The following is a 14,309-nucleotide window of genomic DNA, read 5'->3' as shown; positions in this document are numbered from 1 at the left end:
GAGCAGATAACGTAGCCGTTGTTTGGGCAGATACCGCTAATCGTTTGGCTATAGGTAGCGCCTCTACCTTCTATGTTCGTATTGATTTTAATAGCGTATCTGCCCGTAGCGTTATCTTGCTTTGCCGTAACTTTTACTAACTCCGTTTGAGAGGTTTTAGCGCAATCAAGTCCAGCGTCTATCGTTTGGGATTGTCCATCTTCTGTAAAGAGAGGAATCTTTTTTTAACCTCCGATAACGCTATTAAAGATCGAGCTAAACCGAGCGAATTGCATTGCAACAATCTCTCTCCCGATGAAATCAAAATTTATGCATGTTAAATCATTTTCGCTCAAATTAACGTCAATCTAATCCTGTCTAACGAAAATCTAGCAAAAGCAAAACGTAGCGTAGCGCGTTTGATAAGCCTAGAAACGTTGATTTCAGCATTGCCTCGTTTATCGCTTTTAGAGCGGCGAGAGGCAAAGAGAGGTTTTTGCCGCGAGCGTCCGTTTCGCGTTATAGCGAGGCAAAAAAGGTTACGCATAAACGAAGCGTTTGTTTAAAGAGAATAGAAAGCGGATTTAACGCGATAAAAAAGCTAGGAACAATAGAGGGGCTTTACGTCCCTTTGCATAAACGCGCTAAAAGTCCCTTATTTTGCCCGCAAAGGCGTTAAAAAACAGGAGATCGACGCGACGATGAAAAATCGGTAGGGGCGATCTAAGCGCCTACTATCATATAAACGGCGACTACGGACGCGACGCTTTTTTTGGTTGCGGGGGCTCTTAAAGAGAGAAACTCAGCGCGATCTCTCGCGGTTGTCGCCCGCGACTAGTCTTATCGCAAAAAAGTCGCTTTTATACGGCGCGAAGGTCGCTTTCCTTGCGGCGCTCGACAACGACGGCGACTTTGCGCGGGGCTGAAAACAACAATATAGATATAATTTATTATGGAGGTTATCTAATGAGCGAATGCAATAGCCGCGCTACGCCGCGTTATATGTCGATCGGAAAACTTTCAAGAAAGACCGGAGTCTCTACGGACGCCTTGCGTTACTACGAGCGCGAAGGACTATTACCGCGTCCGCGACGGCGCGTTTCTGGACATCGCGCGTATGACGAAGAAGCGATTGAGCAAGTGCGTTTTATACTGCGCGCAAAGGAGTTGGGGTTCAACTTAGACGAGATCGCCAATCTGTTAAATTTTTCGTCCGACGCCAAACACGGCGTGGCGAACGTGAAGGCGCGCGCTAGCCGCCGCCTAGCCGAAATCGAGGAACAAATCGCGCGCTTAGAGAGCGTTCGGGCGCGGCTTGCGAGCCTAGTCGCCGTTTGCCCGGGTCACGGACCGCCGGAGCGTTGTCCTATTCTTTCCGCGCTTCGATCTGAAGAAAGCGTCTCGCCTTGCTCTTGCAAGCGCGCGCCCGAATAACGGCGCTAACTACGCTCGTTTAGTCGCGAGCAGCCCGTAAAACCGATCCGCAAACGCGCCGACTATAAATTCGCCGTTTTACCGAAACCTTTATTTGGGCGCTAACGATCTAGCGACGAACCGAAGCGGATACGAGCGCGAGAGGCGATCGCGGCGCAGAGAAAACCGCGACGACGTTACTCGCAAATACCGACTGACGATTTACAAGGTGCGCGTTAAACGGCTTATTGCCAATCGCCGCGCCAGCTTAAAAGCGGCTAACGCCCTCGCCTTATCAACGAAGCGCCCATTAACGCAATTTGCCTTAAATAAATCGCTGAAATAGTCCTTGAGCGCGTCTTTAAGACGATCTTGGCGGCGTAAACCGCAAAGATCACCCGCCGATTGGAACTACTAAACGACGGCGCGATTTTGCAACGCCTCGATTCGCTTTTCTAGCGGCGGGTGGCTCATAAATAGTTTGGCTAAGCTAAAGCCTTCGCGTTTGCCTTCGGCGATTCCAAAAGCGTTTAGGCTCTTTGGCATTTCGTTTGGCATTTCGCTCTCTCTTTGCAAGTGCGCTAAAGCCGCGATCATGTAGGGCGCGCCGACTAGATAAGCCGCTCCCGCGTCGGCGGCGTATTCGCGTTTGCGCGAAAACCACATCAGAATAGTCGAGGCGAGAATCAACAAAACGATTTCGCAGACTATTACGGTGATCACGTAGCCAAAGCCGCGTCCCTCCTCGTTTTTCAAAACGACGCGATCGACGACAAACCCAATTACGCGAGCGAGGAACATCACAAAGGTATTGATAACGCCCTGAATTAACGAGAGAGTGATCATATCGCCGTTGGACACGTGCGAAATCTCATGCGCCAAAACCGCTCTAACCTCGCCGTCGGAGTAGCGATCGAGCATACCCTGACTAATCGACACGAGCGCGCCGTTTTTATTCCAGCCCGTAGCGAAAGCGTTCGCTTGCTCGGCGGGAAAAATGCCCACGTCTGGCATGCCGATATTGGCTTGCTGGGCAAGCTGGCGCACCGTTTCAAGCAGACGCGCCTCGTTTATATTGCTTGTTCCCTCTTTTATCAAACGGGTTTTAGTCGCCCATTTCGCCATCGGTTTAGATAGCAACAGCGAGATAAACGATCCCGCCATACCAAAAACGAAACAAAAAATCAGCAACGCCTGAAAATCTAAAACGCCGCTACTATCGATATAGCCTCTAACGCCGAGTAGCGACAGCGTTATGCTCGCCACGACGACGACGGCTATATTGGTGAGCAAAAACAACACAATCCTCAGCATCTAAGCCTCCGTCTTTAATGTATGGCGATAATTATACTTAAGTTATCGTTAGAAAACGGATAGAATACGCCGCCAAAAGGAGAACATTGAACGCCTCGCTGCTGTTTAGACTGCTTTCGTGCGAAAAGGCGCGATACCTCCGCGCTTGCGGCGAAACTCCGCGCGAGGAGAAAAAACGCGAGCCGACCGTTACGCCCTCCGTCTTGCGCGAGGTTCAAAAATGGTTCGGATCAAAATTTGCGCACCCGCTCTCCTTCAAGACCTTAACCTACAAAAACTTTCGCGTTTTCATCGATAGGATAACGCAAAACAAAAACGACTTCGAGCTCGCGAAACCGCTGTTCGCGAGCGAGCCGTATTCGGCGGCGATCAACGAGCTTGCGCTGGCGGTTTGGATTTTAGGAAAGCGGGGTATAAAGATCGATAAAGCGTTCGTCTATTACATCGACAAAGAGTATATTAAAGACGGAGATTTGGATTTTGATAAACTATTTATCAAACGCGAAGTAACCAAACGAGTATATAGCCGCTATTTTCATATTACCGACGAACCGACTAAGAACGCGAGCGAGAACAAGCTATGCGATCTCGATCTCGCCTGTCAATACTCCAATATATGTTTTGCAAATATACCCGAATATTCGATCTTGAATATAGCGGGGTTAAGCAAAGAGCTAAAGCTCGATCTGCTTAGGCAAAATATACTCGATCCGCGCGATATACCAAAATCTCTGCTTAGCGATTATCAAAAGATACAGATTAAATGCGACGAAACCAATAGGGCGCATATAGATTTAGCGGAGCTAAAATCCTTTATGGCGAGAGTTAAATATCCGATCTATTTTCTGGACTTCGAGGCGATCAATTACGCCGTCCCGATCTTTGATAAACTAAAGCCTTTTGACGCGCTCGCGTTTCAGTTTTCTTTGCATACGCTCGCCTCGCCGAAATCGCGCTTGAGGCATAGCGAGTTTATAGCCGATTGCGAAACGGACGGCAGGGAGAATATTGCAAAAAAGCTATGCGATCTGATAGGCGACGAAGGCAGCGTGATCGCCTACGGCGCGCAGTTTGAAAGAGCGGTAATTAACGATCTAGCCGATCTGTTTTCGCGGTATCGCGCAAAGCTGCTGCATATCCGCGCGAGGCTAGTCGATCTCTCGCTTCCGTTTGAAAAGCGATGGTATTACGACGGCAAAATGCGCGGATCGCACGCGCTTAAAGCGGTCGCGCCGTCGATGATTCGCGGCGTCTCTTACGACGGCGGAGTCAAAAACGGCGCGCAAGCCGTTGAAAGCTATCTGGCTTTGCATTCGGCTAACGGGCAAACGGGGGAGATCATTCGCCGCGATCTGCTGAATTACTGCAAGAAAGACACCGAGTATCTCGTCAAAATTTACCGCAAGTTGGTTATGCTCACGCAAGCAAAACGGAAAGTTTAATATGGAGTTTATCAATCTAAAGGCGCAATACGCCGCCTATAAAACCGAAATCGACGAAGCGATAGCGAACGTCCTCTCAAGCGCGCAATTTATTATGGGCAAGGAGGTCGAGGCGCTCGAAAACGCCCTCGCGCGTTATACGGGCGCGAAATACGCTATTAGTTGCGCCAGCGGCACGGACGCGCTGCTGCTCGCTCTGCTCGCGCTAGGAATCCAAGAGGGCGACGAAGTTATTACCTCGCCGTTTACTTTCGCGGCGACAGCCGAGGCGATCGCGCTATGCAAAGCCAAGATTGTATTCGCCGACGTTCGAGAGGGCGACGCCAATATCGATCCCGCTTTAATCAAAAAGGCGCTCTCGCCAAAAACCAAAGCGATTATTCCCGTCAGCCTTTACGGTAACTGCGCCGATTTCGACGCGATCAACGAGATCGCCCTTAGACGAGGGATCGCCGTGATAGAGGACGGGTGTCAGAGTTTCGGCGCGAGCTATAAAGGCGCTAAAAGCGGCGCGATCAGCGCGATCGGAACGACCAGCTTTTTCCCCTCGAAGCCGCTTGGGTGCTACGGAGACGGCGGTGCGGTATTCACAAGCGACGAGGCGTTAGCTAATAAAATCGCTCGCCTTCGCAATCACGGGCAATCTAGGCGTTACGAACATACCGAGATCGGGCTAAACGGACGGCTCGACGCCGTGCAGGCGGCGATATTAAACGTAAAGCTAAAGTATTTCAATCAAGAGCTTAAAACGCGGCGCGATCTAGCGGCGAGATACGATCGATCGCTTGGCGATATTAAGCGCGTTGCCTGCGATCAACATAGCGCGATCGCGCAATATACGATCCGCGTTAGCGATCGCGATCGCGCGGCGCGGGAATTGGGCGAGCGCGGTATTCCTACGGCTATTCACTATCCAAAGCCGCTTCATCTGCAACCGGCTTACGCCTATCTAGGCTATAAGATCGGCGATTTTCCCGTAGCCGAAACGCTTGCGAACGAGGTTTTGAGCCTTCCGTTCAGCGCGTTTTTGACCGATGAGGAGCAAAATCAAGTTATTTCAGCCGTAAAAGAAACATGCCGCTAAAACTCGTTTTAATCGGTCTTGGCGCCATGGGCAAAAACCATTATCGCGTTTTATCCTCGCTGGCGGGCATAGAGCTCGTCGGATTGTGCGACAATACGATGGACGAGTTTGACGGCAAAAAAGTCTGGCGCGATATGGATCAGATGTTAGAGGCGATCAAAGCGGACGCGGCGATCATCGCCGCGCCGACCTTTTTGCATAAGGAGATGGCGCTTAAATGCGCCGCGAAAGGGTTGCATCTGTTTATCGAGAAACCCGCCGCCGCAAACGGCGACGACGCGCGTATTATCAAAGAGTCAGCCGCCGCCCTTCATATCGCCGTAGGGCATATCGAGCGTTTTAACCCCGTCGTAACCGCGCTGAAAAACGAGCTTGAGAGCAAGGATATATACTCCATCGCCGTTACCCGCGTCGGACCCTTCCCGCCGCGTATCGCGGACGTGGGGATTTTGACCGATCTGGCGGTTCACGATATAGATTTGATTCGTTACATTACGGGCAAAGAGATTGTCGATTGCCATATTTTCGCCTCGCAGAAGATTCACAATCACTACGAAGACAACGCTATTTTAAGTTTTAAGCTGCAAGAGGAAATTGTAGCCACAATCGCCACCAATTGGCTTACGCCGTATAAAAAGCGCAAGATCGAGGTAGCCACGCCGGCGGGCTACTACGAAGCCGATCTGATGAGTCAGGAGCTAAAAAGTTTTTCGGCGTATAGCGCTTCGCATTCGTATCTGGTGCGCGATATTGTCGTTTTCAAAGGCGAGCCGCTTCGCAACGAGCTTAGCGCGTTTGTATCGCTATGCGCTAACGGCGATCGCGGCGCGCTGGCTACGATCGACGACAGCGTTAGAACGCTAGAGATCGTTAATGTCGCGAAAAAGCCTTTGGGCTTCAAGGCGGCGCTTTAGACGTAAGGAGAGGTTATGAAACTTGGCGTAAATATCGATCATATAGCGGTCTTGAAAGCGGCGCGCAAAAGCGGCGATCCCGATCCCTTGCAGGCGGTTTTTATAGCGGCGCAAAACGGCGCGGATCAGATCACGATTCATCTGCGCGAAGATCGGCGGCATATCGACGATTACGACGCAAAACGCATTATCGCCAATTCGCCGATCGCGGTTAATTTAGAGTGCGCTTTCGGCGTTATAGACGAGGCGTTAAAGCTGCGTCCGTTTCGCGCCACGCTCGTGCCTGAAAAACGCGAGGAGATTACGACGGAGGGCGGGCTGGAGCTGAAAAGCGCTTTCGCTCGCGTCAAAAGGACAATCGAAAGGTTTCGGGAAGCCGATATATCCGTTTCGCTGTTTATCGAGCCGAATAAAGCGGCTTGCGATCTGGCGTTAAGGGGCGGCGCGGATATGGTCGAGCTGCATACGGGGCGCTTTTCCAATCTCTGGGCGGCGCTATACGGCAACCTAACGCGAACGCCCTACGCGCCAAACGCTCTTATCGCGCTTAGCGGCGACGATCTTAAACGAGAACTCGATCTAGAGATAGGCAAAATCAAAAAATCCGCCGCGTTCGCCCGCGAGATTGGCTTGAAAGTCGCCGCGGGACACGGACTTAACTATCACAACGTCGCCGCGATCGCGTCGATCGACGAGGTCGAGGAGCTAAATATCGGACAGAGTATTGTGGCGCGATCGATCTGGACGGGTTTTGGCGCCGCCGTGCGCGAAATGGCGGCGCTTATTAAAGATCGCTATTTTTGACGATCCCGCCTCTAGCCGCCCAAAAACGCTTTTGCGGCTGCGGCGCGTAAGCGCCGTTTGCAAACTTGCGCGCTCTTTCTCTAGTTTTCTTATAACGCCGCGCAGCCGCGCAAGCCCGTTTTGCTATAGCGGTCGCGTTGATCGCGACTATCGCCCAAGCCTTAGCGGCGCAAGTTCGCGAGTCGAGTTATCGTCGTAGTATCGATCGTCGTCTTGTTTGCCCGATCCGCCCCAGCCGTCTCCGGTTTTCGGAATAAATTCGATTGTGCCGCACGGATGTTCAAAGCAACCTTTTCTCGTCTCCTCCTCGCCGACTCTTACCTCGTGATAAGGTTTGCCAAAGGGGTGATACCAAAGATACGGCGGTATTCCAAGATGCGACACGAATCTGCGCGGGCGGCGCTCTTTTAACTGATAACTGAAAGTCGTATAGCTTTCGTTATTTAAAACGTCGTTCGATCCAAATCCCAACGTTCCGCCGACGTTGGCGGAGACGTTCGCCTCCGTTATATTATCCGCGCCGCGTATTCTATACCAGCCGACGGAGGCGGTTTGCGCGCTTGGCGTATCAAACGCGCGTCTGATCCCGTTCGAGCCGCGATCGCTGAAATAGTCGATCTCAAAAGTAACGTTCGCGTCCCGATCGCGGCTTATAACGTCGCTTATAGAGGCGCGACCATACACGAAGTTGATCTCCGAAAATTCGCTTGTCGATTCGTCCCAATTTGCCGCGCCTCGCGCGTCATCGGTATCCGTCAACGAAACGTTAAAGTCGTATCCCTTATACGCCGATCCGGCGCGCATAAAGAACATCGGCATTGCCAACCTTGAATCGCGAGAGAAATTAAGCCCGAATTTCAGTTCGGTTCTGCCGAGTCTCCACATATTAGCGCCAACGTTCGCGCCCTTGCTTAAAGCGCCGCTTTTATCGTAAGCGCGGCTCCAGAAACCCGCCTTCGCTTCTTCCGGCATATCGACGGATTTCGGCGCAAACGAAGGAAAATCAAAGCGATACGCGATCTCTTTACTGTAGTTGCCTTCGCCGTAGTTTTTGGTTGTAGCGCCTTTTTTATTGATCGCTTCCGCGTCGATCAAAACCGAGGCGAAATGCCCGTCCGCCTCGTTTGCGTAATAGACAAACGACGACCTGCCGCCGCCGACAGGCGTATATGGATCGACAAACGCGCCCGCTAGATCAAACTTGTTTATTACAAATCGATGGGGAATAAATTTGAGCGTGATTTCGTTTATAACGCCGTCGTTTAAGCCGCCGGTTACGCAACCAATTTTGCCGTAATTGGGGGAGCCTTGAGGATTCGCGGCGTTATTTACGCTTTGCGCGTAACTGTTTGGTATGCAATCGTTTTTGTATTTTTCCACATTAGAAAACGCGCCGCCGTAATCGCGTTTTTGATCGATCTTTGTCCAATCGTTATCGACGAATTTAAGAAGAATCTCTCCAACCTCGTCGTAGCTTATCTTATGGATCGTCGCTTTTCCGTCGCTAAAGCTGATATTCGCGTCCAAAACGCCGTATTCGACGGGTTTTTTATCGATCGGCGTTACGCAAAGCCCGTTATCCCCGTCGCACGGAATCGCTAAATCGGACGACTGCGTATAGCCGTTAGCGGCGCTTATGATAAAGCCTCCGTTTGGCAACCGCTCCTCGGTTGGATAATCCGCGCCGGCGATCAACGTTTCATAGTAATCCGACGCGATTTTAAATCTAGGGCGAACGCTGAAATATCCGCCTCCGTAGCTTTTTTGATCGCACTGCGCGACGTTGTTTAGATCGACGCAGTTATACGCCAGCAGCGTTATGTTGGCGTCTTTCGAGGCTCTTTGCGCTCCGTCGCTCCAGATAAACGTTACCGGAGTCGCCGCCAGATCGATTTGAGGGTCAATCCGCGCGCACGCGTATTTAAGCCCGTCGCTTTCGTGCGGGCTAAAATCCGCCGCGCTAACGGAGGCAAGACCTATTTTCGCCCCCGTAGGCGCTAGGCTATGTCCGATCTTATCGCCAAAGGCGATCGACGCGCATAGCGCCCCTTCAAATTGTTTAATCTCGCCTTGCGGAACGATCCACGCGGCAATCGACTGATCGTCCATCTTGGTATATAACGCCGGCGGCTCGCTATTAACGTCTAACGTTTCGTCCCAACCGTTGAAATTTTCAGGCAACTCGTTTTTCCCGCCGCTTTTGGCGAAGCTATCTAGCGTCATGCAGGCGTAATGCGCGTAAACGTAAGTCGCCGCCTCCGCGCCAAGCGTCGTCCAAGCGGTTTGGCTCGGCGCTAACTTGTCATTGCATGAATACACGTCTCCGTTATTGTCCGCGACGTAATAAAGCCATTGTTTCGCGGCGTAATCGCCGTTTGGCTCCGGCGCGTCGGTATCGTGTAAATAGCAACCGTCCTCGTCGTATGCGGCGCTGTTGGAGCATAGATCCCATCCGTTGGCGTAGCCGTGTTTTTTAAGCGCGTTGCAGCCCTTATCGGAAATCCACCAATCGTCTTTCTCCTCTTTTGGAAAACCGTCGGCGTCAAATAACGAGTCGGGCATATATTTGAATATGCTCTCCCAACCGCCGTTTTGGCTCTCGCCCACGCCGTCCGCAGAGTTTAGCGGCAAACCGGCTCCGCTTATCGTCCCGTCGGCGAAGGCTTTGGTATATTCGCCCGCTCCCTCTCTCTTGTTAAATACGCCAAACGGTCCGTAAGGCCAAAACAGCCTCAACGCGTCGGCGCCCATGCCGCCGCTATTTGAGGACCATAGCTGCGTAAGGTTGTATTTAACGGAACCGGTGTAAGAAGACCACTCCGGTTTGATGGCTTTAAGATAATCTCGCGTTCTATTAAACGTCTGTTTATTGATAGGCACAAAGAAATACATGCCGAGTTTTGAACATACGTCCCTGTCGCGCGAAATCAGATCGTCGGCGCTAAGCGTAACGTCGCCGTCCAAGACGACCTGCAAGGAGGATACTTTGCGTTCGTTGGTTACGATGGAGTTCATGTCGCAAAAAACGACAAAAGGACGATGTTTGCTTAGGTCTTTAGCGAATAGATCCGTCCCCGTATCGCGGTTTTCTTCGGGGTTGATATAGTAAAAACCGGTTGGAACGCCGCGCGCGCCGTCTTTTAGCGCCTGACAGCTTTTGTATAGGTATGCGCCGCGCTTTTTTGAATCTTGCGGATCGATCCTAAACCCGTTGGCAAACTTCGCGTCTCTATAATTGGCGACTTTGTCAAATTCAAATTTGCCAAACTTACTTCCGCCGTCGATCTGTTTAAGTTTGATCTTACCCTTCAAGGCTTTGCAAACCAGGTTTGTTTTATCAAGCTCCGTATCGATTTTAACGATTTGATCAAAATGCGCTTTTTTGAAAGCCGAACATGTCCCGATCGCGGTTTTATCAAAGTCGATCGCAAAAGGCGTGCCTACTAAATTGATATTTGAAAATCCATTTTTAATTATGTCGTCTTCGGCGTGAACGGCATAATCGTCGCTAAGACGGATCGAGGTAAATCGCGTCTTATCGGCTTGGTTGTTTTTGTGATAATAATCGCCGTTTTTTATCGCCTTATAACGCAGATTGCTAAAATCGGTCGTCATCACCAGCGGCAGATAGGTCTTGGCGTTTAGATGATCGCTCGCGTTCATATCGTCGCAATAGACCTCGAAGGGTTGCATCTTGTAGCCCCAATCGGGATCGATAAGATAATAGCCGTTTGATTTGCCGTTTTTAGCCAACGTTTTGCAGGTTTCGTTAGCGCACAGCTTGCCCGCGATCGCGGGCGTAAGATTTCTCGCTTCGGTTTCGATTGCCTCGTGCGTTACCGCGTTATAGTAGTTTGCATGCGCTATAACTTCCAAATCTACGTCGTCTTCAAGGAGTGGGATATCGTTTTTTAAAGTAACGCTATATCTGATAATCAGTCTAGACGGCGCGTTAGGTTTTGAAACGTCCATGCGTTTAACGTTGCACATTATGCCTTTAACGCTCGACGAGCAAAACGGAGAACTAAAGATCACGGATCCTTCCGAACTCATAACCGCCTTTGAAACGGAGGCGATATATTTATCCAGTCCCGTTTCGGCGAAACTGGTAATTACGCGAATGTTTTCCGCCGCTTCCCGTCCTTCGTTTGATAGCGTATATACGTAGTTTATCGTCGCGCCGCGCATATCTTTTTTGTTATCGCACATAAGCGCCGCGTCGGGTCTATGTTTAACGGAAGAGTTAATTTTTATGTCCGCGATGCGCGGATTGTATATAATCGTAGAAAATCCAAGCGCGCCAAAAACAATATGATCGCCTCCCGGCTCGATCACGATATTGGTTTGGGTCGCTCCGTTTGCCAAAAAGTCGCGCAAATGGTAAGTGTGCAGATCGAAGCCTAGAACATAGTCGTCGGTAAACTGCGGCTGCCCTCCATGAGGCATTTTTCCGTAACCGACCGCCCCTTCGGAAACCGTCGATAGGAAAGCGTTTATGTAATATCTGTCTCTAAACCCGTCAAACGCGCGATGTCGAATCGGAGCGTTGTCTTTCATATAGGGAAAAATCAATCTTTCCTCGCCCGATCCGCCAAGACCGCTTCTATATTTCGCGTCCGTATTGCACCATGGATTTTTGGCGTTGATACATAGGCGATCGCCCGGATCGCTATCGCCGTCCGCGCCCATCACAAAAAGCGAGCTATGCACCGTTCCTCTTTGGGGCGTAAGGAAGCCTTTAATTATCGCCCTTATAACGTCGTTGCCGCCGCGCCAGCCGTCAAATAACGTTATCAATCTGTAAGTATTGGTCGGATCGGACTGGTTTTCATAAACCGTTACTAACGACCAACCGCCAAAAGAGCCAAACGGACCGCCGTTTCTTCGGCTTTTTAATCCTTCTACAAAATATAGACCGCCGGCGTTGTCCTCGTCAATCATATCCGTTACGTCCGCGCGCGCTAAGTAGGCGCAATTGCCGTCGTATGTTTCGAGATATACGTTATCCGCTTTAACGTTTAAAGAGTCGCCGGAAGGTTTTATAAACTTAACGCGATTTGCTCCGGCGTTTAAGGCTTTTAACACTTTTGCGTTGGAAACGGAGGCGGCGTTGGGGCAATTTACCTCCTTGCCTTTAAACGAGCCATAGTCGTCTGAAAGCCTGCCAAGCCAGTAAAGTCTGGCATAGATCACCTTTGCGTTCGGCGGTAGATTCAAAAACGCCGCCGTTCTTGAAGTCCTTGGGTGCGCGGTTACCGCTCCATTGACGGTATAAGCGTATTTGAGGTTCATATTTTCAAAAATCGTCGTGAATTGGGGGTCTTGACACGATCCGAATCCGTCGTCTTTGCGATGCGTTTCTTCGGGAATACACATAGCGCTCGCGCCGATAACTTTCATATCGCCCACAAGACTTTTGCGATAATACATATCGAAGGTCGGTCTAAACGCTATATCGCCGATAGTCCTTACGGCGTTACGCGCGACATATTCTCCGACTAAATCGCCGTCGCAGTTTCCGTTGCTTCCGCTACCTGAATAAAATTGAAAAATAACGTCGTAAATCCCCGCCGCGCTTGGCGCTTTAAGCGACATACCGCTATTTAGCGCGCGGTCGCCTTCGCCCGAAGAGGTAATCGTGCGAGCGCCGCCGCGCCAATCGCCGTGATCGTAGAATCTTTTGATATTGCTGATCTGAACCTCGGTGCAGCCCCAGTTATCGTTCGGCGAAACGCCGTAGCGCGGAGACGCGGAAACTTTATATCGAAGCGTAGAGCCAACCTGCAACGTAACGGTTTTGGCGAACTTGGCGTCGCCGGAGCTAAAACCGACTTCGGTTACCTCGACGACAAGTTGCGCGGCGGTAACGGCGTTCGGAACGTAACGGCGTTCGGAATCAACGGCGGCGTTATCTAACGGCGGCGCGACGTTAGCGACTTTTGGAACGTAACGGCGTCCGATCGCATACTCTGAGAATCGTTCGTTTTTAGCTCTGCCGCCATAAAAGGTAAACGTCGCGGAATAAGAGCCGGCACTAGCCGACGCTAAGGCGTTTTCGGTTCTACTAATTTCGCGTCCGACATTTTTCCAGTCGCCGCGATCATACGTTTTGGTCAAGCCGTCCGTTTCAATCTCGGCGCAACTCCAATTTTCGTTCTTCGTCTCGCCGTCCGAAAACAACTCCGCTTCGAGCTTATAACGAATGTTCGAGCCGTCCGCAGCTATAACCGAATCAAAATACCCTCCGCTAGCGCCGTTAAATCCCGCGTTCTCCGTATTGGCGCCAAGCGCTAATAGATTAATTTTGCACAACGCTAACGCGACAAAAACATAGATGATCTTTTTCATAAATTCGCCTCGCTTAGCAAAAAAAGACGATCCGAGTTTATAGAAATTATCTCGATTACGTCAATAAAACGACTATTACTTATTTTATTAACAATCAACATAATACAAATACAAGTTTAGATCAATATCCTTTTTTGCGTCTTAATGCGTAAAGTATAAACGGGACATGAAATATGTAAATGATATTCGTAAAAAATAGTTCGGAGCTCTCCTGCGAGAGATCGAACATATTCTCATCTATTCAACTTACTAATTGCGCGCAAAAACTATCGATCGCGCGAATATATATAGCGCTACAACTCAAACCAAGCGCGTTTTATATATCTAAAATCGGCTTGATAAAAATATAGCGCGCGATAATAACGCGCGTATTTTTAAAAATAAGCTAAAACTCGTTATAGATCGTTGAAAGTATAAAGCGATTGGTTTATACATTCAACGACGATTATAACTATATGCGCTAGAAATATGCGATCCGTATTATCGAGCGGCGCGGCGCCAAACGCGCTAGATCGCAAAGAAGCGCGGACGATAAAACGGCGCATAGGCGTTATGGGGTTTGCCTTTTGCGCGCTTAAACGCCGCCTTCTTAAAAAATCGCGGCGTTTGCCGTTTTCGCTTTACGTCGCGACCGTCTTTTTACGCGGCGTAGCCGTATATTGTTGGCGAACCTTAAATTGTGAAAGCGTAGAGCAAACCTCTTTACTAAGTTGCGTAAGTTTATTTGCGCCTTTTGCGGCGCTGTCCGCCGACTCGTTATTTTTATCCGTCATCTGCGCTATATTTTCCACGTTTTTAGCTATGTCTTGGCTTGCCACGCTTTGCTCTTTGAGCGCGTTGGAGATCTCGTCGATAGCGCTTGATACCTTTTGCGCTTGATCGCTAATTATGTGCATCTTATCGCCCGCCTCTTGAGTAAGCCTTTGCCCCTGCTCGACCTGCCTCACCACCTTATCCATCTCCTCTACCGCTTCGTTAGCCGAAGCCTGAATCTTATTGATCATAGCGGTA

At 50.2% G+C, this 14,309-nt stretch carries 8 protein-coding genes; 5 read left to right on the top strand and 3 right to left on the bottom strand.

What is annotated here, in order from left to right; translation table 11 throughout:
• The first annotated feature begins 945 nt into the window (after window positions 1-945).
• On the top strand, window positions 946-1,413 hold the full coding sequence (locus LBF86_08720) for a heavy metal-responsive transcriptional regulator (protein MDR0665583.1): 468 nt from the start codon (window positions 946-948) through the stop codon (window positions 1,411-1,413).
• A 393-nt stretch (window positions 1,414-1,806) separates the two neighbouring features.
• On the opposite strand, the gene htpX is transcribed toward LBF86_08720, so the two are convergent.
• On the bottom strand, window positions 1,807-2,706 hold the full coding sequence (gene htpX, locus LBF86_08715; GenBank protein MDR0665582.1) for a protease HtpX: 900 nt from the start codon (window positions 2,704-2,706) through the stop codon (window positions 1,807-1,809).
• Window positions 2,707-2,792: 86 nt separating this feature from the next.
• Between htpX and LBF86_08710 the strand changes: the two genes are divergently transcribed.
• Genes LBF86_08710 through LBF86_08695 form a run of 4 tightly spaced genes read left to right on the top strand, consistent with a single transcriptional unit; the run spans window position 2,793 to window position 6,950 of the window.
• Complete coding sequence (locus tag LBF86_08710) at window positions 2,793-4,148, top strand: DUF2779 domain-containing protein (protein MDR0665581.1); 1,356 nt, start codon at window positions 2,793-2,795, stop codon at window positions 4,146-4,148.
• A gap of 1 nt (window position 4,149) precedes the next feature.
• A complete protein-coding gene (locus LBF86_08705; GenBank protein ID MDR0665580.1) occupies window positions 4,150-5,232 on the top strand; it encodes a DegT/DnrJ/EryC1/StrS family aminotransferase in 1,083 nt (360 codons plus the stop codon).
• A complete protein-coding gene (locus LBF86_08700; protein ID MDR0665579.1) occupies window positions 5,223-6,146 on the top strand; it encodes a Gfo/Idh/MocA family oxidoreductase in 924 nt (307 codons plus the stop codon). The genes LBF86_08705 and LBF86_08700 overlap by 10 nt, the downstream gene beginning before the upstream one ends.
• A 15-nt stretch (window positions 6,147-6,161) precedes the next feature.
• Window positions 6,162-6,950 carry a pyridoxine 5'-phosphate synthase gene (locus LBF86_08695; protein ID MDR0665578.1) on the top strand — a complete coding sequence of 263 codons (789 nt, stop codon included), beginning with the start codon at window positions 6,162-6,164 and terminating at the stop codon, window positions 6,948-6,950.
• A 147-nt stretch (window positions 6,951-7,097) separates the two neighbouring features.
• Here LBF86_08695 and LBF86_08690 read toward each other — a convergent pair whose 3' ends face one another.
• Both LBF86_08690 and LBF86_08685 read right to left on the bottom strand, forming a co-directional pair.
• Window positions 7,098-13,298 carry a hypothetical protein gene (locus tag LBF86_08690; GenBank protein ID MDR0665577.1) on the bottom strand — a complete coding sequence of 2,067 codons (6,201 nt, stop codon included), beginning with the start codon at window positions 13,296-13,298 and terminating at the stop codon, window positions 7,098-7,100.
• Window positions 13,299-13,918: 620 nt separating this feature from the next.
• A partial coding sequence (locus LBF86_08685; GenBank protein MDR0665576.1) for a methyl-accepting chemotaxis protein occupies window positions 13,919-14,309 on the bottom strand: 391 nt, incomplete at its 5' end.

The sequence above is a fragment of the Helicobacteraceae bacterium genome (assembly GCA_031258155.1).
In the GTDB taxonomy this organism is placed as follows: Bacteria; Campylobacterota; Campylobacteria; order Campylobacterales; family SZUA-545; genus JAIRNH01.
This window is presented reverse-complemented; position numbering and strand designations above follow the sequence as displayed.

Excerpts from the sequence above, each read along its gene's own strand:
- LBF86_08690 (MDR0665577.1), bottom strand. The coding sequence starts at position 13,298 with ATGAAAAAGATCATCTATGTTTTTGTCGCGTTAGCGTTGTGCAAAATT.
- LBF86_08720 (MDR0665583.1), top strand. The coding sequence starts at position 946 with ATGAGCGAATGCAATAGCCGCGCTACGCCGCGTTATATGTCGATCGGA.
- LBF86_08700 (MDR0665579.1), top strand. The coding sequence starts at position 5,223 with ATGCCGCTAAAACTCGTTTTAATCGGTCTTGGCGCCATGGGCAAAAAC.
- LBF86_08695 (MDR0665578.1), top strand. The coding sequence starts at position 6,162 with ATGAAACTTGGCGTAAATATCGATCATATAGCGGTCTTGAAAGCGGCG.
- htpX (MDR0665582.1), bottom strand. The coding sequence starts at position 2,706 with ATGCTGAGGATTGTGTTGTTTTTGCTCACCAATATAGCCGTCGTCGTC.
- LBF86_08705 (MDR0665580.1), top strand. The coding sequence starts at position 4,150 with ATGGAGTTTATCAATCTAAAGGCGCAATACGCCGCCTATAAAACCGAA.